This is a genomic window from Polaromonas eurypsychrophila (assembly GCF_014641715.1).
Classification (GTDB): Bacteria; Pseudomonadota; Gammaproteobacteria; order Burkholderiales; family Burkholderiaceae_C; genus Polaromonas; species Polaromonas eurypsychrophila.
Genome location: NZ_BMIG01000001.1, coordinates 303,902 through 325,171, shown reverse-complemented (window position 1 = coordinate 325,171; position 21,270 = coordinate 303,902). Strand labels below are relative to the sequence as shown.

The window sequence follows — 21,270 nt, the reverse complement described above, 5'->3', positions numbered from 1 at the left end:
AGCATCAAATCGGCCTCTAGCCCGCGTCCTACCAGCACAAACAGCTATCAAATAAGGAGTAATGTTACGCATCCCTGAGCGTGTTGAAAGGCTTCCACAGGCTCAGCCCGAACGGTTGTCGGGCTACAGCAGCCCGGCCCCCGGCAGAAACGTGGTCGGCGGCTCCTGCGTTTCGGGCGCACCAGGCTCTGCTACAACCGGCACCGGTTCCGCCTTCTCCACCGGCATGCGCAAGTCATCGAGGTAGTCGCGCGCGATGTTGACCGTGCTTTTGACGCCGAGAGCGTCATAACGTTTGGCCAGCCACTCCTTGCCGCACAGCACACCCAGATCGCGCAGCGAATGGATCAGGCCCTTTTCTGTCGACGCCCGTGTGGCAGATTCAAACTTGTCCAGCGCCGCGCCGCCGTCTATGCGGTGCATCAGCACGTCTTTGTAGTGCGTGGCCTCCAGCTTGCCTTCGGCCAGCAGGCGTTTGACAAAGTCGATGGCGCGCATTTCGGCGATGAGTGCGGCGTTGAAGGTGATCTCGTTGACGCGACTGGCGATTTCTGCTGCCGTGGTTGGCAGCTTGCCTCGAAGAATGGGGTTGATCTGCACCAGCACCACATCGCGGCTGTCGCAGCTGTAGATCAGCGGGTGAATACCGGGGTTGCCGGAGTAGCCGCCGTCCCAGTAGTGGTCGCCGTCTATCTCCACCGCCTGAAAAACCATGGGCAGGCAGGCTGATGCCATGACCGCGCTGACCGTCAAGCGCCTGCCCGAAAAAACCTCGGCCTTGCCGCTGGCAACGCGGGTAGCCACGACAAATACCTTGGGCGTTTCGGGGTGGCGAGCAGCAGCCAGGCGGTCAAAGTCAACCTGCTTTTCAAGAAAGTCTCTCAAAGGGTTGATATCAAAGGGGTTGCTCTGGTAGGGCGACATGGAGCTGGACCAGTACCGCGTCATGGCGTCCGTCCACAGCTTGGTTGAAGAGTTGCCGGTGCCCATGAGGCCAAACAAGATTCCAAAAGGTGCGCGCTGCATTTTGGACAGCGATGACGAGATGGCGCCCATGTCGACAATGCCGTTCCAGAAGCTGTCCAGCGCCTGGCGCGCTGCCTCGTGCCGCTGAATTCTGGTTTTGCCCTCTGACAGTGCAAAACCATGCGCCAGGGCCACGGCATTCATGGCGCCAGCGCTGGTGCCGCTGATGCCTTCGATGTCCAGCCGTCCGTCTTCCAGCAGCGCATCCAGCACGCCCCAGGTAAATGCACCGTGCGAGCCACCGCCCTGCAGCGCCAGATTGATGATGGGCTGCGGCGCGCCGATGTCGGCAGAAGGTTCTGGTGCAGGCGGAAGGTTCATGCGGGCAGCTTAGCAAGAATCGGTCTCAGGCCGATGAATTGCAGCTCCGGGGCCGCGCACGACTAAAATTGCGAGCTGCCCACGCCCGTTTGAAAACACCATGAACTACCTGATGGGCTACCCCGATACCCTGCAAGCTCAGGCGCGAGAGCTGGTCACGCAGAACCGCCTGGGGGCGATGCTGCAAAAGAAGTACCCCAGCACGCACGACATACGCACCGACAAGGCACTGTATGGCTATGTGATCAATCTGAAAAACGACTTTTTGCGGAATGCAGATGCGCTGAGCAAAGTCGCGTACGACAGCAAGCTGCAGGTGATTGCCCACGCGCTGGGTACACACACCACGGTGTCACGCGTGCAGGGCAGCAAGCTCAAATCCAAGCGCGAGATCCGCGTGGCCAGCCTGTTCAAGGAGGTGCCAATCGAGTTTTTGCGCATGATCACGGTGCATGAGCTGGCGCATCTGAAGGAAAAGGGCCACGACAAGGCCTTCTACCAACTGTGCACCTACATGGAGCCGCAGTACCACCAGTTCGAACTCGACCTGCGCCTTTACCTGACACATGTCGACGCGGGTGGCAGTACGCCGTGGCCGGCAGCCCAGGCAGCGCTATGAATTCAGGAGCTGCTCACGCCCATTTGACATGGGCTGGCGGCCAAAAAGGCTTGTAAACCTCAGGAGCTCAGGGAATCAGGCCCATCGCGTGCATATAGGCCGGATGCACCATCAGGTCGTCCCAGCCATGAGCCGGTATGACCGGCAGCAGGTCCAAGCGGCGCAACTCGCTGGACTCCAGCGGCTCCCAGCGGCCCTCGAGCTGGGCTTCTGCCATGCCATTGAGCAACTCGTCCACAGCCTCGCCGCCGTCCACCGACTGATTGCACAGCAGCACCATGTCGCAGCCGGCATTCAGCGCCGTAACGGCCGCTTCGGTGTAGCTGACTTCCTTGCCGTCGATCAGGCGGGCGCCGGCCATGCTGAGGTCGTCGCTGAAAATCGCGCCGCCAAAGCCGAGCTGGCCGCGCAGGATATAGGTCAGCCATTTCTCCGAGAAACCGGCCGGCCGTGCATCGACCTTGGGGTAGATCACATGCGCCGGCATCACGCTGGTCAGCGTGGTGTTGAGCCAGTCGTAAGGCGCAGCGTCGTCCGCCAGAATGGCCTTAAGGCTTCGCTTGTCGACCGGGATGTCGGTGTGGGAGTCAGCCTTGACAAAACCATGGCCCGGAAAATGTTTGCCGCAGTTGGCCATGCCGCTTTGCAGCAGGCCGTGCATCAGGCTTTTGGCCAGCAGGCCAACCACGCGCGGGTCGCGCGCAAAAGCGCGGTCGCCGATGATGCTGCTCTCGCCAAAATCGAGGTCCAGCACCGGCGTGAAGCTGAAGTCCACACCGCAGGAACGGAGCTCGGCGCCCAGCACGTAGCCGCAAGCTGTGGCGGCGTTGGTGGCGGCCATGGCGTCTTTCAGCCACAACTCGCCCAGCGCGCGCATCGGCGGCAGGTGGGTGAAACCGTCAGTTTTAAAGCGCTGAACACGACCACCTTCATGGTCCACGCAGATCAGCAGGTCAGCGCGGACTTTCTTGATGTCGTGGCACAGGGCCTTGAGCTGCGCACGGTTTTCCCAGTTGCGCGCAAAGAGGATGATGCCGCCGGTCAGCGGATGCTTGAGGCGGCGTTTGTCGGTTTTGCTCAGAGCGAGGCCGGCAATGTCGATGATCAGGGGGGCGTGTGGGCTCATGGGGACTCTGGTTTAAAATCTGGTTAGTTGCACTGGTGTTCGATAAAGGCCTTGTCCCCGGTCTGTCATCCCGGACTCGATCCGGGATCCATACCGGCACAACGCAATTGACGGTTCAGTGCGGCATGGATTGCGGATCTAGTCCGCAATGACGAGTGAGAAGATTTTCATTGCGAACCGGGACCGACAGCATTGGTTTCAGTGCCTGGATTGTGCTCGACCACCACAAAGCTGGCGGCGTAGTCGGTTTCGTCGGTCACGCTGACGTGGGCGGTGAGGCCCCGCGCCTTAAACCATTCCTTGAGCGCGCCGTGCAAAACAATTTCAGGTTTGCCGCTGGGGGCCTTGGTAATTTCGCAGTTGCGCCAGGTCATGGGCAAACGCATGCCCATGCCGATCGCCTTGCTGAAAGCCTCTTTGGCTGAAAAGCGCGTCGCCAGGTAGCGCAGGCCGCGCTCGGGCCAGCGCGCACTGCGGGCTTTCCAGGTGGCGAGTTCGGCGTCGCTGAGGATTTTCTGCGCAAACCGCTCGCCATGGCGCTCGAAGCTTGCGCGCACGCGGCGCACGTCGCAGATGTCGGTGCCTATGCCGTAGATCATGAAAATGTTGCCCCCACGGTCGCGCATTGCGTGTCGCTCCCTGCCCCCCGGGGGGGCTGCTGCGCCTGCGGGCCGGCAAAGCCGGACTCGCGGAACCGGCTGGCAAAGACAAGAGTTTCCAGCAACGTGGGCATCAGGCGACGGTGAATGCGTTATCAATACAGCCCAGATATGCGGCAACGGTGGCGCTGTAGCCGAGCTCCAGCGCATCGGCGATCAGCGCGTGGCCTATCGACACTTCCATCACGCCGGGAACGGCATGGATGAACTCAGCGAGGTTGTCCCGGTTCAAGTCGTGGCCTGCATTTACTCCTAAATTGATAGCTGCTGCCGCCCGCCCCGCAAGGGCAAACTGATTCAACACCTTGTCTTTGTCGACCGTGCCCCAGGCCCGGGCATAGGTTTCGGTATAGAGCTCCACCCGGTCCGCGCCGACTTCTTTGGCGGCGGCCATGGCCTCGGGCAGCGGGTCCATGAACAGGCTGACACGCACGCCGCGACCATGCACTTCCTCGATCAGCGGCTTGAGGCGCGCAGCGTCATCGGGAAAGCTCCAGCCGTGGTCGCTGGTGAACTGACTTTCACCGTCGGGCACAAAAGTGCACTGGTGCAGCGGCAGGCCACGCGCCGATAGATTGCGCACAAACTCCATCAGGTTTTGCAGCGGGTTGCCCTCGACATTGAACTCCCGGTCGGGCCAGTCCTTCATGAGTGCGGCGAGCTCATAGACATCGTCCTTGCGGATGTGGCGCTCGTCAGGGCGCGGGTGCACGGTAATGCCCTGGGCACCCGCCTGCAGGCACAGCTCGGCAGCACGCAGCACATCGGGAATGCCGAGGTGGCGCGTGTTGCGCAGCAGCGCCACCTTGTTGATATTGACCGACAGGGCGGTGCGGTGGTGCGGGGCCGGGGGATGGACGGGAGTCATGAACTTGCCTTGATAACGCACACCTAAAAAGCCTGCAGATCGATCATCATCTGCCGGGTTTTGAGAACCTTCACATCGCAATGGTAGTGCAGCAGCGCGCGCAGTTGGGTCTTGAGCTGCGGCAGATGCTCCACGCAGGCACGGACGGTGTCGGTGAAGGGCGCGTCGTCGGCCAGCGAGGCCTGCAGCTCCCGCCACTGCTCGCCGCTCAGGCTGGCGCGGTCGTCCTCATGCGCTTCGCGCAGACCCGATTCGGCAACCAGCACATAAGGCGTCTGCAGCTCCAGCGGCGCCAGCGTCGCGGTCTGGGCGTCCAGCGTCGGCAGCAGTCCGATGTCACGCAACAGGCGCAACTCGAAGGCGCGCAAAGCCACCTGCAGCGTATCTGCACTCTGGCTGGCCAGCAATTGCACCGTCGCGGCATAGGCGTCGAACAGCACCGGGTGCGGATCATCGCGCGCCAACAGGCGCATCAGCAGCTCGTTGAGGTAATAACCCGAGAGCAGCGCGTCGCCCGTCGGCATCACGTGGCCGCCCTGCCATTCGGCGCTGCGCAACATGCGGATTTCGGCGTCGCCACCAAAAGCCACATGCAGCGGCTGCAGCGGCAGCAGGATGGGCCGAAAGTTGGAACTCGGTTTCTTCGCCCCGCGCGCCACCAGCGCAATACGGCCGTAGCTGCGGGTGAACACTTCCAGGATCAGGCTGGATTCGCTCCAGTCGTAGCGGTGCAGGACATAAGCCGGCTCGTCGGAGATGCGTTTGGTGACCACGCCGGTACGCCTATAAATCCGACGGCAGAGCGCATGCTGGCGTTGCGCGGTGCTCGGAATCCTCATGCACCCAAGTGCATTCCGGTGTCCTGCGCTCCGGGCGCCTTGGCCTGCATCCCGGCCCCCAAATTTCTAGGCGCACCGAGACTCCATTACTCGTAGCCAAACGTTCTCACTCGGGCTTCATCGTCGGCCCAGCCCGAGCGGACCTTGACCCAGATCTCAAGAAATACCTTGCCACCGGTCAGCGCTTCCATCTCGTGGCGCGCCTCGGTACCTATGCGTTTGAGCTTCTCGCCCTTCTCGCCAATGATCATGCCTTTATGGCCATCGCGCTCGACCACGATGGTGGCAGCGATACGGCGCAGCTCGCCCTCCTGCTCGAACTTGTCGATGATCACGGTCGAGGTGTAGGGCAACTCGTCGCCGGTCAGGCGAAACAGCTTTTCGCGGATGATCTCGGCAGCCATGAAACGCTCGCTGCGGTCTGTCAGCTCGTCGGCGCCGTACATCCAGGGCTGGGGTGGCAGGTATTTTTCGCAGATGCCGAACAGCCGAACCACATCCTTCGCGCTGTTGGCCGACATCGGCACGAACTCGGCGAAATTGTGGCGCTCCTGCATTTCCTTGAGCCAGGGTGCGATTTCGGCGCGCCGGTGGATCAGGTCGAACTTGTTGGCCAGCAGGATGGCCGGGGTGCCGGCCGGCAGCAGCGACAGCACCTTGGCGTCGGCCTGATTGAATTGGCCAGCCTCGACCACAAACACGATCAGGTCCACGTCGTTGACGGCGCCAACCACTGTCTTGTTCAGCGAGCGGTTCAGCGCATTGCCGTGCCGGGTCTGGAAGCCTGGCGTGTCGACAAACACAAACTGCGTAGGGCCGACCGTGCGCATGCCGGTGATGCGGTGGCGCGTGGTCTGGGCCTTGCGCGACGTGATGCTTATTTTCTGCCCGACCAGCGCATTGAGCAGCGTTGATTTGCCCACATTGGGCTTGCCGACAATGGCAATCAGGCCGCAGCGCTGGCCTTCTGCTGGCGGAGCATTGTTGGCCTGGGACATCATGGCCCGCGCTAACATGGCTTCGAGCTCTGCGTCCTGCGCGGGCAGATCCGCGCTCAGGGCTTCAGCCGGGAGGCTGTCGGCCGGTTTCGCCGGACGTTCGGGGTTTTTGGAGGTTTTTTTGCCTGGGGTCATGTCGGATGCCTGTTGGCGGCTGCATTTGCAAGCGCCGGGTTTCTTCAGTCGAGCGTCTTCACGTAGGCCAGCATGGCGGCTGCAGCCGCCTGTTCGCCAGCGCGGCGAGAGCCGCCGATGCCGCGTTCGGCCCGCCCGTATTCGCTGATCTCGCATTCCACATCGAACGTCTGCTTGTGGGCAGCGCCCAGGGTGCCGACCACGCGGTAGATCGGCAGATTCATTTTGCGGCCCTGCAGCCATTCCTGCAACTCGGTCTTGGGGTCCTTGCCGATGGCCGGCATGGTCGGGTTGATCTCCACCGCGCTGAACAGCCGGCGCACCAGCTGGTCCGCTTTGGCAAACCCGGCGTCGAGGTAAACCGCACCAATCACCGCTTCCAGCGCATCGGCCAGGATGGACGGGCGTTTGTGTCCGCCCGACTTGGCTTCGCCCTCACCGAGGCGCAGCAACGCCGGCAGGCCGAGCTCCACGGCCAGCTGGTGCAGGGTGTCCTGCTTGACGAGGTTGGCGCGCACCCGGGACAAATCGCCTTCAGGCAATTCGCTGAGCCGCTCATACAACAAGCCTGCGACCGCGAGATTGAGCACGGAGTCGCCGAGAAATTCGACGCGTTCGTTGTGGTCCGCCGAAAAACTGCGGTGGGTCAAGGCCTGCTGCAACAGGCGGGGATTGGAAAACTCATGCTCCAGGCGCTTTTGCAGCGACTGGAGATCGGGGCTCAACGGGGCATTGGCACGCACTTACTTGGATCGGCCTGCGTACTTGATCAGCAGGAAAGTCGGTCCTGCGATATGGATTTCCTTGTTGTAGGCAAAGCTGACAACGGTTTTGTCGCCCTCCTTGCTGACTTCGAGGTCTTTTCCGGTGATGGACTTGATGTCATCGACTTGGGCGGCTTTGTCAAAAATGGTCCGGATTTCTGTGACGGAAGCGCCGTCCTTGGCCTTGGTGGCGGCCTTGGTAATGGACTGGAACTCAACCACCGTGGGGAAAGCCTGGGCGGCAATCACACCGGCAAAAGCCAGCACGCCGACCACAAACAGGACCCCGATGAAGGAAATGCCACGTTGTCGATTGTTCATGTGTTTCTCCACTCCAGTATTGCCAATTTTTGTCCCATGACCTGATTGACCTGTGTGTTGCTGCACGGCAACCCGCACGCGCTCAGTCAATTTTTCCAATCCGCTTGAGACTACCAAAGTTCATCCAGACAAAAAAGGCCTTGCCGACGATGTTCTTTTCAGGGACAAACCCCCAGTAGCGAGAGTCCAGCGAATTGTCGCGGTTGTCGCCCATCATGAAGTACTGTCCCTCGGGCACCTTGCAAACCACCCCTTCGCTACTGTAACGGCAATTCTGCCGATAAGGGAAGTCGTCCGCGCCAGCGATAAAGGCAGGGCGATCCAGGTCATTGAGCAGGCGGTAGCTCTTGCCGGCACTGGATTCCTGGAACTGCTTGGCGTAACGCAACGCCTCTTCATCAAAGAAATCCGCCAGCGCCACTTTGGGCAGAGGCTTGCCGTTGACCGTGAGTTTCTTGTTCAGGTAAGCCACCTCGTCGCCTGGCAGGCCCACCACCCGCTTGATGTAGTCCAGGCTGGGCTTGGGCGGGTAGCGAAATACCATCACGTCACCGCGCTGGGGGCTGTTGTTGTCCAGTATCTTGGTTTGGATGACCGGAAGGCGCACGCCGTAGTGGAATTTGTTGACCAGAATCAGGTCGCCAACCAACAACGTGGGGATCATGGAGCCCGACGGAATTTTAAAGGGCTCAAACAAAAATGAGCGCAGCAAAAAAACTACCACGATGACCGGAAACAGGCCGGCAGTCCAGTCCAGCCACCACGGCTGCATGAGCAACCGGGCATGGGAGTCACCCATGTTGTTGTCGACCTGGTGAATGCCCTGAGTGGCAAGTTCTGCGCGGCGCTGTAGAGCTTGCGCCTCCAGGCTGGCGGCGGCCCTGCGTCGTTGCGGCCAGAAATAAAACTTCTCGGCCAGCCAGTACAGGCCGGTGACGACGGTGGCCAGAAACAGCAGCAGGGAAAAATTGCCTTCCACCACGCCGAAATACCAGGCGCCGCCATAGCCGACAAACACGGCCAGGACCAGCGCAGTCAGGGTACTCATGAAGCCCAGCATTATTCTTCTACCTGCAAGATGGCCAGGAAGGCCTCTTGGGGCACTTCCACCGAGCCGATTTGTTTCATGCGTTTTTTACCCGCTTTTTGTTTGTCCAGGAGCTTGCGTTTGCGGGAGATATCACCGCCATAACACTTGGCGATAACGTTTTTGCGCAAGGCCTTGATTGTCTCACGCGCAATGATGTTGGCCCCAATGGCGGCCTGAATCGCAACGTCGAACTGCTGGCGGGAAATGATCTCCCGCATCTTGGCCACCACCGCCCGGCCGCGATAGGCCGACTGGCTGCGGTGAACAATGATGGACAGCGCATCGACCTTCTCGCCGTTGAGCAGAATGTCCACCTTGACGACGTCGGACGCCCGGAACTCCTTAAACACGTAGTCCATGGACGCATAACCGCGGGAGACCGACTTCAGCTTGTCAAAGAAGTCCAGCACGATCTCGCCCAGCGGCATTTCGTAGGTCAGCATGACCTGTTTGCCGTGGTAAGCCATGTTGAGCTGCACGCCGCGCTTGACGTTGGCCAGCGTCATGACTGCGCCCACATAGTCCTGCGGCATATAGAGATGCACCGTGACAATCGGCTCGCGAATCTCGTTGACCTTGCCGGCGTCGGGAATCTTCGACGGGTTTTCCACCTTGATGATGGTGCCGTCGGCCTGCAGCACCTCGTAGACCACGCTTGGCGCGGTGGTGATCAGGTCCTGGTCAAACTCGCGTTCGAGCCGCTGCTGGACAATTTCCATGTGCAGCAAGCCCAAAAAGCCGCAGCGAAAACCGAAACCCAACGCCTGGCTGACTTCCGGCTCGTAATGCAATGACGCATCGTTGAGCTTGAGCTTTTCCAGCGCATCACGCAACGAGTCGTACTCGCTGGCTTCGGTCGGGTACAGGCCGGCAAACACCTGCGGCTGGATTTCCTTGAAGCCTGGCAAGGCCTGGGTGGCCGTGGCTGCCGCGCCGCCAGTACCGGTTTTGATCAGGGTCACGGTGTCGCCGACGCGAGCCGCCTGCAGCTCCTTAATGCCGGCAATGATGAAACCGACCTCGCCGGCCTCCAGCGCGGGGCGCTGCTCGGTATGCGGCGTGAAGACTCCAAGTTGCTCTGCGTTGTAGGTGGCTTCGCTGGCCATGAGCTTGATGCGCTCTCCTTTGGCCAGCCTGCCATCAACCACACGCACCAGCATGACCACGCCAACGTAAGCGTCATACCAGCTATCGACAATCATCGCGCGCAGCGGACCGTCCGGGTTGCCCTGCGGCGGTGGCATCCTGGCGATCACCGCCTCCAAGATTTCGTCGATGCCCATGCCGGTTTTTGCCGAGCACGGAATCGCATCTGTCGCATCGATACCGATCACGTCTTCGATTTCCTGCTTGGCGTTCTCAGGATCTGCATTCGGCAAATCCATCTTGTTGAGCACCGGCACCACCGTCACGCCCAGCTCGAGCGCGGTGTAGCAATTGGCGACGGTCTGCGCTTCCACGCCCTGGCTTGCATCGACAACCAGCAGCGCACCCTCGCACGCCGACAGTGATCGGCTCACTTCATAGGAGAAGTCAACATGGCCAGGTGTATCGATCAGGTTGAGGTTGTAGATCTGGCCATCAAGTGCCTTGTATTTGAGCGCGGCAGTCTGTGCCTTGATGGTTATCCCACGTTCCTTTTCCAGATCCATGGAGTCAAGCACTTGCGCACTCATCTCGCGATCCTGTAAACCACCACAGCGCTGGATGATGCGATCTGCAAGCGTGGATTTGCCGTGATCAATGTGCGCAATGATCGAGAAGTTTCTGATGTGATTCATCAAAGGGAACGCCTAAGTGCTTGAAAGTATTGCGAAGAACGGAAGGCTCATTCGCGAAAGACATAAAAAAGGGCGCGTCACTGATGACGCGCCCTGAACCAACAATCTATGGCAACTGCGATAGCTGGAAACTTCATTGTAGGCAAAAAGCCAGCGACGCATAGCTTCGAAATTGCCAAATTTTTCTCGTTGCAAGGCAGCAACATGAAACTTATACACAACTTATTCACAATTTTAACTGAGAAGCTCTGGACAACTTGTGGGTGATCTGTGGATCAGCAGTGAATGGAGTTAATTCATGCCAAAACAGAAACTTTTTGGAGGCCGATATATTTGAATCAACCAAAAACAGTAAATCATTCTACCAAAATCAATCCTTAGACGAATTAAAATGTTAGTGAATACCAACATTTATTTAATTTTGAAATCAGAAAAATATTTTTTCTAAGGCAAAAAATTCGCAAACCGAAAACCCCAATCCTGGCAGGGAATGGGGTCAGGTCAAAAGGGTGACAGTGATACCGCGCGCCGGGCGCCTATCGTGCGGGACGAATCAAGGCGTATTGGGTCCACTCGCTGCGCCTGAACAGCACATTGACAGGTTTGACCTTGTCAATCTTGGCGAGGGCTGCTTCGAAGTCTTTCACGCCACTGATTTCGGTATTGGCGATGGCGAGGATCACGTCGCCTTCACGCAAGCCGGCGCGGGCGGAAGCACCTTCACTGGTATCTACCTTGACGCCGCCTTTGAGCTTGAGCTCTTTCTTCAGCGCATCGGGCAACTCGCTGACCATCAAGCCCATAGCTTGCGCAGGGCCAGCCACTGGCGGCTTGGCCTCCGGCGCCTGCGCCTTGCGTACAGGTTTTTCCGCCTCGACCTCGCCGATGATCACACTCATGTCCCGTGTTGTTCCACGCCTGAAAACAGTCACAGTCGATTTGGTGCCCGGCTTCACATTGCCAACCAGCCTCGGCAGATCAGTGGCTTTCTCGATCACCTTGCCTTCAAACCTGGTGATGATGTCGCCTGCCTCGATGCCGGCCTTCTCCGCCGGCGAAGCAGCCTCAACGCCACGCACCAGCGCGCCCTGCGCCTTGCCCAAGCCTATGGATTCGGCCACATCTTTGCTGACCTGATCAATCTGCACACCGATGCGCCCGCGCGTTACCCTTCCGGTGCTGCGCAGCTGGTCCGCCACGCGGATGGCTTCATCAATCGGGATGGCAAACGAGATGCCCTGAAAACCGCCGGAGCGCGAATAAATCTGGCTGTTGATGCCAACCACCTCGCCACGCATATTGATCAGCGGGCCACCCGAGTTGCCGGGATTGATGGCCACATCGGTCTGGATGAAGGGCAGGTAGTCGCCGGTGTCGCGCTGCTTGGCGCTGACAATGCCGGCTGTCACGGTGTTCTCCAGACCAAAAGGCGACCCAATGGCCATCACCCACTCACCGACTTTGAGGCGGTTCATGTCACCAATCTTGACGGCCGGCAAACCAGTCGCCTCGATCTTGACCACCGCTACATCAGTGCGTTTGTCGCTGCCAATGATCTTGGCCTTGAACTCGCGCTTGTCGGGGAGGGTAACCAGCACCTCGTCCGCACCTTCAACGACGTGTGCATTCGTCATGACCAGTCCGTCCGAGCTCAGGATGAAGCCCGAACCGACGCCGCGCGGTTGGTCTTCGTCAGGCTGCGAGCGGTCAGGGCGCGGGGCGCGCGGCATGTTCGGTGGCACCGGAATGCCGAAGCGCTTGAAAAATTCAAGCATTTGCTCGTCGGCGCCACTTGAAGCGCCGGCTTTGACTTTTTCCAGCGTTCGGATGTTGACGACTGAAGGGCCAACCGCCTCTACCAGGTCGGTGAAGTCGGGCAGGCTGCGCACTTGCGCCAACACAGTCTGGGCGGGCATCAGACTTAAGGTAGCGCCCAGCGCCAGCGCGCCGGCAGCAAGATGGGAACGGCAATGTTTCCAGTTCAATTGATGCATCATCAGCCTTTGAGAAATTGTCAGAACAGCAAACACGGGTGCCGAAGTCTCTCGCAACCAGGCAGGAAATCGATAAAAAGAAATGGGGTGCTATTTCTTGCGTTCAAGACCATCGGCAAACAAGCTCAGCGTGGTCATGGGAACCTCCCCCATCACGGTCAGCCAGTAGGCTTCGACCCTTCGGGTCAGGGACTGGGTCGCACCCAGAGACATCCGGGACTCCTTGACATGGCGCTGGCCGTCAAACGGTTCGACAAAAATCGAGACTGACGCCAGCCCATCCGAAAAAACCCATTGCATGGGCGCTTCGCCGCCCTGTGCTCCGCGCGGGCGCTTGTGACAGCTCATGGGTGTAAAGCCGGCAACAGCTTGCTTGAGCGCCCAACCCTCCGCGCTGGCGGTGGTTTTGACCAGCGCAGGTCGCTCGACCTTGTAGCCGTCAACCTTGTTCATCATCTGCGCGAGCTTTTCAATCTTGACGGGCGCGTCGAACTGCAACTCTGAAAAGGCCGCCTGTTCCAGCACCTTGCCATCGATGTCCAGGGTCTGTAATTTGACCACCAGCCCCTTCTTCTGCTCGGCCCAAACGCGATAACCAAAACGCATGGCATCTTTGGGAACAAGCGCGATCACATCAGCATCCACGCCCGCGACCCGCTCCCGGCCTTCCTGCCGGGCCTGGTAAAAATCGCCAATTTGGCTGCCGGTGGACTTGAGCAAGGCAGGAAAAAGGCCCAGCGATTCACGCTTTTCTGCGCGTATCAGCTTTTGCTCCGGCATGAAAGTCACAACCTGATCGTTGTGACGAAAGGTCGAGCGCGGCGGGCCTGTCAGGGCCTCCACCCGCTCCATTTGCTGAGTTCCGTCACAGACATGCCAAATTTTGGCGCTGGACAAGGCATTGCCAGAAGACACAACAAAGGTGCCCACATAAGAGCGGTTTCTGGACGCCTCATGCATGCGCATCAACCATTCGTTGATGTCTTTGGTTTCCGCCGCCTGCGCCGGGGCAGCCGGAGCCGGTGTCTGCGCTGCGACGTAATGTGGAGCAGACAGCGCACAACCCATCAGGGCTAGAAGGCGGAAAAACTTGAAATTCATGGCTGAAACGGGTTGGAGCAGGTGATGCAATTTGCAGACGCCCTAGCGCCGCTCGCCCTGGGAAGAGTCAAACGTGGCATTTCGCAGAAACCCCGATGGCATTTGCAAGGCGGAGATGCCACCAAACTGCTTGTGTTCCGCCAGCAACTCCTGCAGCCTCGCATCTCGCACCACAGGGCCCTGCGCGGACATCACCAGCACCTGCTGAGGAGGCACATCCGAACGAGCCAATTGGGGCGCAGCAGACGGTGACAACAAACCGAAACCCGCGCTCCAGGCCACCGCGACCACTGCGGCAAGGGAAGCAAAACCGGCGACAAGCTTCCAGGTGAAACGGGCGTCGTTGGCGGCCTGACGCTCAGACAGGGTCACCGCAGCGCCTTGCGCCAACACGGTCGTATCGGGGACAGCAGCCAACACCGGCTCCTGCGCCAGGCGAGCGCGCAGACGCATTACAAAGGCAACATCCGAAGCCTGCGGCACCAAGCCGGGCGAACGCAACACATCGCCGATCAGGTGGTATGCACTCCAGTTCGCCCGCGCATGCCCGTCGGCTTCACAAAGCGCCAACGCACAAGCCAGCTCCTCGCCTGCCAGTTGACCGTCGGCCAGAGCGGAAATCAGTTCACGGTTTTGCGTTGTCGGTTTCATGGTGTTCGTGGGCAACTTGTCTGTGCCGATTTAATTGTTTGCTCTGATTTCCAATAAAGGTGGCGGCTATCTACACCTGTGGCGTCATGGTCCGCTTTCTACCAACGCTTTCCCGACTGGTTTTCCAGCAAGGGCTTGATCTTGTCAGAGATCGCTTCCCGGGCCCTGAAAATCCGGGACCGCACGGTGCCGATCGGGCAATTCATGGCCTCAGCGATCTCTTCATAACTCAAACCTTCGATTTCCCGCAAGCTAATGGCTTGGCGCAACTCCTCGGGCAAGGCGTCCATCGCCGCATTCACCATCTGGGCAATTTCCTTGCTGGCCAGCACGGCTTCCGGGGTTTCTGAACTCGTTAGTTCGTTTTCCAGCGGGGAAGTTTCATCGTCATCGTCGGATTTGAACGAATTTTCCGAGACCGTGGGATTGCGCTTTAGATCCATCAAAGCTTTTTTGGCAGTGTTGACGGCAATCCGGTACAGCCAGGTATAAAACTGCGCCTCGCCACGGAACTGGGCCAGCGCGCGGTAGGCGCGGATAAAGGTTTCCTGGGCAATGTCTTCCACCAGGTCCACATCACGCACCATGCGGCCGATCAGCCGCTGGATGCGGCGCTGGTATTTGATGACCAGCAGTTCAAACGCCTTCTGGTCGCCCGCCACCGTGCGCTCGACCAGCACGGCGTCGCTGTCACTGGCCGTCGCCGGATCGGGTGAAGGGATATCGGCGCTCATGGATAGGGGCGTGGGGGATCGGATTTGGCCGAAAAGTCCGCTGCGACTGCAGGGATGGATAGATCAGATGGCAGGCCAACAGGCCATGCCTTGCGCCGCGAATATACAGCACGCCGCAAATCCATCCAGCGTTCGGGCAGGGCCGCTCGGTGGGCCCAGAGCCACAAGGAGACGTGATCGTGGTTGTCCAGCCGGATCAGCAGGGTGCGCTGCAGGTCCAGGGCTACCGACAAGGCCAGCACCGGCGTTCCGGCTTGGTAACTCTGGCTTTCCCAACGCCAGACCTGCCCATCCCAGTGCAACCGGCCAACCGGTGCGTGGTTCCATCCCAGCCATGCAGCCAGGCCGGCTATCACTACCGCAGCCACCGCGATGCCGAGCCGCCAGTCGAAGCTTGGGGCGGTCAAGCACCACAAGCCCGTCACCAGCAGCCCGGCCAGCCAGAGACCCGCCAGGGTCACGCTCTGGAAATGCGAACGCCCCAGCGGGTAGGAAACCGGCGGGGCGTTATGCATGGACGAGGCGGGCAGTGATGGCTCTGGATGCTGAGGGAGTGAAAAGAGGGGCATCAAACCCGCTTGAAAACCAGCGTGCCATTGGTGCCGCCGAACCCGAAATTGTTTTTGACAGCAACGTCAATCCTGGCATCACGCGCGGTGTTGGCACAGTAGTCCAGGTCGCACTCAGGGTCCTGGTTGAAGATGTTGATGGTCGGCGGAATTTTCTGATGATGCAGCGACAGCACGGTGAATACCGACTCGATACCGCCGGCGCCGCCAAGCAGGTGCCCGGTCATGGACTTGGTCGAACTGATCACCAGCTTTTTGGCATGGTCGCCAAACGCCGCCTTGATGGCGTTGGTTTCATTGAGGTCACCCAATGGTGTGGACGTGCCATGCGCGTTGAGGTAATCCACCGCATCGGCATTGATGCCGGCATTTTTCAGGGCCATGACCATGGAGCGGCGCGGGCCGTCCACGTCCGGCGCCGTCATGTGATACGCGTCGGCGCTCATGCCGAAGCCGGTGAGCTCCGCATAAATCTTCGCGCCGCGCGCTTTGGCGTGTTCATATTCTTCCAGCACCACCACACCGCTGCCCTCGCCCAGCACAAACCCGTCGCGGTCTTTGTCCCAGGGACGGGACGCGGTTTTCGGATCATCGTTGCGGGTCGACAGGGCGCGTGCTGCGGCAAAGCCCCCCATACCCAAGGGCGACACCGTCGCTTCGGCGCCGCCGGCCACCATCACGTCACAGTCGCCGTACTCGATCATGCGTGCCGACAGGCCAATCGCATGCAGGCCCGTGGTGCACGCCGTCACGACGCCGATGTTGGGGCCCTTGAAACCGAACTTGATGGACACATGGCCGGAGATCATGTTGATGATGGACGCCGGCACAAAAAATGGTGAAATGCGGCGCGGGCCGCGACTCGTCAGTTCTGCATGCGTCAGCTCGATCATCGGCAGGCCGCCGATGCCGGAGCCGATATTGCAGCCGATGCGCGTCGCCTCTTCGGCATCCAGGGCATCACCGGTGGACAAACCGCTGTCAGCCACCGCCTGGAAGGCTGCCGCCAGGCCCAGATGAATGAAGCGGTCCATGTGCCGCGCTTCTTTTTCAGGGATGTAATCCGTGATGTTGAAGCCCTTGACCTCGCCCGCAAATTTGCAGGCGAAGTTGCTGGCGTCAAACTGCGTGATCAGGTCAATGCCAGGCTTGCCTGCCAGCAAATTGGCCCAGGAATCAGCCACGGTGTTACCCACTGGGCTGACACACCCCAGACCTGTCACAACAACGCGACGACGGCTCATGCGCAAATCCTGAAGAAATTCCCAAAAAACCGGGGACGGCTTTCTAGGCGGGATGAAAAAAGACCGGGGTAAGAACCGGGGTCTTCAGGCTTTTTGATGGGTGTTCGCGTAGTCGATCGCGTTTTGGACCGTTGTGATCTTCTCGGCGTCTTCGTCCGGGATCTCGATGCCAAATTCATCTTCCAGAGCCATCACCAGTTCGACGGTGTCAAGCGAGTCGGCGCCCAGATCGGCCACAAAGGCTTTTTCATTGGTGACCTGACCTTCTTCCACGCCAAGTTGCTCGGCAATGATTTTCTTAACACGTGATTCGATATCGCTCATAAGTCCCTCTGAGGGTTGTAAATTAATCCGTGATTTTAGCGTTGTTGGGGTGATTCCCCCAACCCGCCAGCCGGACGGATAAAACCCGGCTTGTACTCCAGCACCTGCCAGCGGCCCTGCGTCACCCATTATTCATGATCCGGGTGACGCCAAGCCTGCCGGCAACTGCCGAACGAGTCCTCACATATACATACCGCCGTTGACGTGTAATTCCTGCCCGGTGATGTAGCCGGCCTGCGGGCTGGCGACGAAAGCCACCGCATGCGCGATGTCCTGCGGCTTGCCCAGGTGGCCCAGCGGAATCTGTCCCAGCAGGGCTTTTTGCCGCTCCTCAGGCAAACCCGCGGTCATGTCGGTTTCAATAAATCCGGGGGCCACGCAGTTGACGGTGATGTTGCGGCTGCCCAGCTCACGCGCCAGCGCGCGTGTCATTCCGGCTACGCCGGCCTTGGCCGCCGCGTAATTGGCCTGGCCGGCATTGCCGGAAGCGCCGACGACCGAGGTGATGCTGACAATGCGGCCGTAACGCTGCTTCATCATGGTGCGCATCACGGCGCGGCTCATGCGGAACACGGCTTTCAGATTCGTGTCCAGCACCGCGTCCCAATCGTCGTCCTTCAGGCGCATGGCCAGCATGTCGCGGGTGATGCCGGCGTTGTTGACCAGCACCTGCAGCCCGCCGTGCTCCTTCACGATCGCGTCGATCAGCGCTTCCGCTGCTGTCGCGTCGTTCACATTGAGGTTCTTTCCGGCGCAACCGGGAAAGGCCGCCAGCGCCTGGCTGATCTTCGCGGCGCCATCGTCGGTGGTGGCCGTCCCTATGACCTTCAGTCCCCGCTGCGCCAGTTCCAGCGCAATCGCCGCGCCAATGCCGCGCGAGGCGCCGGTGACCAGTGCCACCTGGCCTTCAAATTTAACGTCAGACATAACTCCCCCCACGTTTGCGGCTACGCTGCTGCACTGCCCCCCAGGGGGCCCTCACGGCTTGGGACGGCCCGGCGCCGCTCATATCAGCGCCTCCCTGGCCTGCTTCAAGCTCTCCGGATCAAACACGGCTACGCCCGTCATTTCCGCATCGATACGTTTGACCATGCCGGCCAGCACCTTGCCTGGGCCGCATTCAACGATGGTGCTGATGCCGCGCGCCTTGATGGCCAACACACATTCGACCCAGCGCACCGGACCGAAGGCCTGCGCGTACAGCGCCGCGCGGATGCGTTCGGGATCGGTCTCGACCGCGACCTCGATGTTGTTGATGACCGGTATCAGCGGCATGGCAAACGCCGTTGCCGCAAGTTTTTCCTTTAACTTGTCGGCGGCAGGTTTCATCAGGCTGGAGTGAAACGGCGCAGACACCGGAAGCGGCAAGGTGCGTTTGGCGCCGTTGGCCTTTATAACTTCACAGGCTTTTTCCACCGCGGCCTTGCTGCCGGCAATCACCGTCTGCATCGGGTCGTTGAAATTGACGGCCTCCACCACCTCGGAAGTGCCCGGTCCAAACGTGCGCAGCGCTTCGGCACAACCTTCGATAACCCGGGATGCTTCCATGCCGAGGATGGCAGCCATCGCGCCCACACCCACCGGCACCGCATCCTGCATGGCCTGCGCGCGAAAGCGCACCAGCGGCGCGGCCTGCGCCAGACTCAGCACGCCGGACGCCACCAGCGCGGAATATTCGCCGAGCGAGTGTCCCGCCACCACCGCCGGCGCCCGCCCGGTCTCTGCCATCCAGGCGCGGTAGGCGGCCACACCGGCGACCAACATCACCGGCTGGGTGTTGGTGGTCAGGCCCAGCGCTTCCTTTGGGCCCTCAGCGATCAGCTTGCCGAGGTCTTCGCCCAGCGCATCCGAAGCTTCGCGCAAGGTCTCGCGCACGGCGGGGTGTTCACCCCAGGAGTCCAGCATGCCAACGGCCTGCGAGCCCTGTCCCGGAAAAACGAATGCAAAAGGTTTCATGGAATTTTTAGTCAAAACAGCCATCAGCCCATAACAGGCGAATGTAGGCAGCTATAGATTCAGGAGCACGGCGCCCCAGGTGAAGCCGCCACCCACACCTTCGAGCATCAAGGTGTCGCCCTTTTTTATCTTGCCGCTGCGCACCGCAACGTCGAGCGCCAGCGGAATCGAAGCCGCCGAGGTGTTGCCGTGCTGGTCCACCGTGACGATCAGTTTGTCCAACGGCATCTTCAGTTTTTTTGCGGTGCTGTGCATGATGCGGATGTTGGCCTGGTGCGGGATCAGCCAGTCGATGTCGCTGTCCTGCAGGCCGGCCTTGGCCAGGGTGGCGCGGGCCGCCTCTTCCAGTACACCGACCGCCAGCTTGAACACCGCCTGGCCATCCATCTTGAGCAGGGGGTCACCCAGCACCTGGCCACCGGCGACCGTGCCCGGCACACACAGGATGCCGACGTATTTGCCGTCGGCATGCAGGTCGGTCGCCAGAATGCCGGGCGTGTCGGAGGCTTCCAGCACTACCGCGCCTGCGCCGTCGCCGAACAACACGCAAGTGGTACGGTCCGAAAAGTCGAGGATGCGCGAAAACACCTCAGCACCAATCACCAGCGCCCTTGACGCCGAGCCGGTCTTGATCATGGCATCAGCCACCGTCAGCGCATAGACAAAGCCGCTGCAGACCGCCTGCACATCGAAGGCCGGGCAGCCGGCGATGCCGAGCTTGTTCTGCAAAATACAGGCGACCGACGGAAACACCATATCGGGTGTCGATGTGGCCACAATGATCAGGTCGATGTCTTTGGCCTCCAGACCGGCGGCCTGCAAGGCATTTTTCGCCGCCTCCAGGCCCAGGTCGCTGCTGCAGACCTCAGGCGCCGCGAAATGGCGAGCCCGGATGCCGGTTCGCTCGACTATCCATTCATCCGAAGTTTCTATGCCTTTGGCCGCCAGTTCGGCCGCCAGGTCGGCATTGCTCAAACGGCGCGGCGGCAGGTAGCTGCCGGTGCCAGTGATACGTGAATAGGGGCTCATGAATTAATTTAATGCGCTGGCATTGGATCGGCCTGCACAACAGGCACCTCGGCCCCTGTTGCGCCCGCCGGCCCCAGCGCCGCTTTCGCCAGCAGTGGGGCGGCGTGGGCGATGCGCTCCTGCACCCGCTCCAGCAAGTTGTTTCGAGCTGCATCATAAGCGCGATTCAGGGCCCGCTCAAAAGCGAAGGCATCGGCCGATCCATGACTCTTGAACACCAGACCACGCAGGCCCAACAACGCTGCGCCGTTGTAACGTCTGTGGTCTACACGGTTTTTAAACGCAGATAACACCGGATAAGCCACGATGGCGGCAGCTTTGGTAAAAATGTTTCGGGAAAACTCGGCCTTGATGAAGCCACCAATCATGCTGGCCAAACCCTCGCTGGCCTTCAGCGCCACATTACCGACAAAGCCGTCGCACACAACGATATCCACGACACCTTTGAAAATATCGTTGCCCTCAACATTACCGTGAAAATTCAAATCGCCGCTTTTAGCGGCAGATCGCAGCAATTCACCGGCTTTTTTTATGATTTCGCTACCTTTAATGGCTTCTTCCCCAATATTGAGCAAGCCAACCGTGGGGCTAGGTTTATCGGCAATGGCTGAAACCAGGGCCGAGCCCATGACCGCAAACTGGAACAGATGGTCTTCTGTGCAATCGATGTTGGCGCCAAGGTCCAGCACCGTGGTAGCGCCACCGGCTGCATTGGGCAGTTGAGTGGCAATTGCAGGGCGGTCAATGCCTTCCAGCGTCTTGAGCACATAACGCGCAATCGCCATCAGCGCGCCGGTGTTGCCGGCAGAAACAGCGGCCTGGGCACTGCCATTCTTGACCTGGGTAATGGCCACCCGCATGGAGGAGTCTTTTTTGCGGCGCAGGGCAACCTCGATCGGGTCGTCCATGGTCACTACTTCGGTCGCAGCCAGCACTTGGCAGCGAGGATGAGACTGGATGCGGGGAAATTGCGCCTGGGTGGCAAGCACATCAGGCTGGCCCACCAGCACGACGCCGGCTTCGGGATGGCTGTCCAGAAAGGCCAGGCAAGCCCGCACAGTGACGGACGGGCCGAAATCGCCGCCCATGGCATCGACCGCTATCCTGATCATGGCAGGACC

At 60.1% G+C, this 21,270-nt stretch carries 22 protein-coding genes; 1 reads left to right on the top strand and 21 read right to left on the bottom strand.

Features of this window, described 5'->3' with window-relative positions; translation table 11 throughout:
- Nucleotides 1-123 precede the first annotated feature (123 nt).
- Nucleotides 124-1,347 (bottom strand): patatin-like phospholipase family protein, encoded by a 1,224-nt coding sequence (locus tag IEX16_RS01490; RefSeq protein WP_188705866.1) that lies wholly within the window; start codon nucleotides 1,345-1,347, stop codon nucleotides 124-126.
- A 100-nt stretch (nucleotides 1,348-1,447) separates the two neighbouring features.
- On the opposite strand from IEX16_RS01490, the gene IEX16_RS01485 reads away from it, so the two are divergent.
- Nucleotides 1,448-1,966, top strand: coding sequence for a YgjP-like metallopeptidase domain-containing protein (locus tag IEX16_RS01485; protein WP_188705864.1), 519 nt, complete (start codon nucleotides 1,448-1,450; stop codon nucleotides 1,964-1,966).
- A gap of 67 nt (nucleotides 1,967-2,033) precedes the next feature.
- Here the strand turns inward: IEX16_RS01485 and nagZ are convergent, their stop codons facing one another.
- The 20 genes from nagZ to plsX form a co-directional block, all read right to left on the bottom strand.
- Nucleotides 2,034-3,092 carry a beta-N-acetylhexosaminidase gene (gene nagZ, locus IEX16_RS01480; RefSeq protein ID WP_188705862.1) on the bottom strand — a complete coding sequence of 353 codons (1,059 nt, stop codon included), beginning with the start codon at nucleotides 3,090-3,092 and terminating at the stop codon, nucleotides 2,034-2,036.
- A 167-nt stretch (nucleotides 3,093-3,259) separates the two neighbouring features.
- Nucleotides 3,260-3,691, bottom strand: a complete 432-nt coding sequence (acpS, locus tag IEX16_RS01475) for a holo-ACP synthase (RefSeq protein WP_188706261.1) — start codon at nucleotides 3,689-3,691, stop codon at nucleotides 3,260-3,262.
- A gap of 133 nt (nucleotides 3,692-3,824) precedes the next feature.
- Nucleotides 3,825-4,619, bottom strand: coding sequence for a pyridoxine 5'-phosphate synthase (locus IEX16_RS01470; RefSeq protein ID WP_188705860.1), 795 nt, complete (start codon nucleotides 4,617-4,619; stop codon nucleotides 3,825-3,827).
- 23 nt (nucleotides 4,620-4,642) lie between these two features.
- A complete protein-coding gene (gene recO, locus IEX16_RS01465) occupies nucleotides 4,643-5,392 on the bottom strand; it encodes a DNA repair protein RecO (protein ID WP_188705857.1) in 750 nt (249 codons plus the stop codon).
- A gap of 152 nt (nucleotides 5,393-5,544) precedes the next feature.
- Entirely contained in the window at nucleotides 5,545-6,474 is a 930-nt protein-coding gene (era, locus tag IEX16_RS01460; RefSeq protein WP_229676133.1) for a GTPase Era, read from the bottom strand.
- A gap of 161 nt (nucleotides 6,475-6,635) precedes the next feature.
- The gene (gene rnc / locus IEX16_RS01455; protein WP_188705854.1) at nucleotides 6,636-7,316 is read right to left on the bottom strand and encodes a ribonuclease III; all 681 of its coding nucleotides are present in this window, start codon (nucleotides 7,314-7,316) and stop codon (nucleotides 6,636-6,638) included.
- An 18-nt stretch (nucleotides 7,317-7,334) separates the two neighbouring features.
- Nucleotides 7,335-7,676 (bottom strand): DUF4845 domain-containing protein, encoded by a 342-nt coding sequence (locus tag IEX16_RS01450; protein ID WP_188705852.1) that lies wholly within the window; start codon nucleotides 7,674-7,676, stop codon nucleotides 7,335-7,337.
- Nucleotides 7,677-7,758: 82 nt separating this feature from the next.
- Complete coding sequence (lepB, locus tag IEX16_RS01445; protein WP_188705850.1) at nucleotides 7,759-8,724, bottom strand: signal peptidase I; 966 nt, start codon at nucleotides 8,722-8,724, stop codon at nucleotides 7,759-7,761.
- A gap of 11 nt (nucleotides 8,725-8,735) precedes the next feature.
- A complete protein-coding gene (lepA, locus tag IEX16_RS01440; RefSeq protein WP_188705848.1) occupies nucleotides 8,736-10,547 on the bottom strand; it encodes a translation elongation factor 4 in 1,812 nt (603 codons plus the stop codon).
- A 536-nt stretch (nucleotides 10,548-11,083) separates the two neighbouring features.
- Nucleotides 11,084-12,541: a DegQ family serine endoprotease gene (locus IEX16_RS01435; RefSeq protein WP_188705846.1), complete on the bottom strand. Its 1,458-nt coding sequence runs from the start codon at nucleotides 12,539-12,541 to the stop codon at nucleotides 11,084-11,086.
- Nucleotides 12,542-12,631: 90 nt separating this feature from the next.
- Nucleotides 12,632-13,642, bottom strand: coding sequence for a MucB/RseB C-terminal domain-containing protein (locus IEX16_RS01430; protein ID WP_188705844.1), 1,011 nt, complete (start codon nucleotides 13,640-13,642; stop codon nucleotides 12,632-12,634).
- A 42-nt stretch (nucleotides 13,643-13,684) separates the two neighbouring features.
- Complete coding sequence (locus IEX16_RS01425) at nucleotides 13,685-14,293, bottom strand: sigma-E factor negative regulatory protein (RefSeq protein ID WP_188705841.1); 609 nt, start codon at nucleotides 14,291-14,293, stop codon at nucleotides 13,685-13,687.
- A gap of 98 nt (nucleotides 14,294-14,391) precedes the next feature.
- Nucleotides 14,392-15,027 (bottom strand): RNA polymerase sigma factor RpoE, encoded by a 636-nt coding sequence (gene rpoE, locus IEX16_RS01420; protein WP_188705839.1) that lies wholly within the window; start codon nucleotides 15,025-15,027, stop codon nucleotides 14,392-14,394.
- Nucleotides 15,024-15,542: a hypothetical protein gene (locus IEX16_RS01415; RefSeq protein WP_188705837.1), complete on the bottom strand. Its 519-nt coding sequence runs from the start codon at nucleotides 15,540-15,542 to the stop codon at nucleotides 15,024-15,026. Before IEX16_RS01415 ends, rpoE begins: the two co-directional genes overlap by 4 nt.
- Nucleotides 15,543-15,595: 53 nt before the next feature.
- Nucleotides 15,596-16,840: a beta-ketoacyl-ACP synthase II gene (gene fabF / locus IEX16_RS01410; RefSeq protein WP_188705835.1), complete on the bottom strand. Its 1,245-nt coding sequence runs from the start codon at nucleotides 16,838-16,840 to the stop codon at nucleotides 15,596-15,598.
- An 84-nt stretch (nucleotides 16,841-16,924) separates the two neighbouring features.
- Nucleotides 16,925-17,164: an acyl carrier protein gene (acpP, locus tag IEX16_RS01405; protein WP_188705832.1), complete on the bottom strand. Its 240-nt coding sequence runs from the start codon at nucleotides 17,162-17,164 to the stop codon at nucleotides 16,925-16,927.
- Between the two features lie 180 nt (nucleotides 17,165-17,344).
- The gene (fabG, locus tag IEX16_RS01400) at nucleotides 17,345-18,091 is read right to left on the bottom strand and encodes a 3-oxoacyl-ACP reductase FabG (RefSeq protein WP_188705830.1); all 747 of its coding nucleotides are present in this window, start codon (nucleotides 18,089-18,091) and stop codon (nucleotides 17,345-17,347) included.
- A 78-nt stretch (nucleotides 18,092-18,169) separates the two neighbouring features.
- Nucleotides 18,170-19,120, bottom strand: a complete 951-nt coding sequence (fabD, locus tag IEX16_RS01395) for an ACP S-malonyltransferase (protein ID WP_188705829.1) — start codon at nucleotides 19,118-19,120, stop codon at nucleotides 18,170-18,172.
- A 51-nt stretch (nucleotides 19,121-19,171) separates the two neighbouring features.
- A complete protein-coding gene (locus tag IEX16_RS01390) occupies nucleotides 19,172-20,149 on the bottom strand; it encodes a beta-ketoacyl-ACP synthase III (RefSeq protein ID WP_188705827.1) in 978 nt (325 codons plus the stop codon).
- Nucleotides 20,150-20,157: 8 nt separating this feature from the next.
- The gene (plsX, locus tag IEX16_RS01385) at nucleotides 20,158-21,261 is read right to left on the bottom strand and encodes a phosphate acyltransferase PlsX (RefSeq protein WP_188705824.1); all 1,104 of its coding nucleotides are present in this window, start codon (nucleotides 21,259-21,261) and stop codon (nucleotides 20,158-20,160) included.
- Nucleotides 21,262-21,270: the final 9 nt, after the last annotated feature.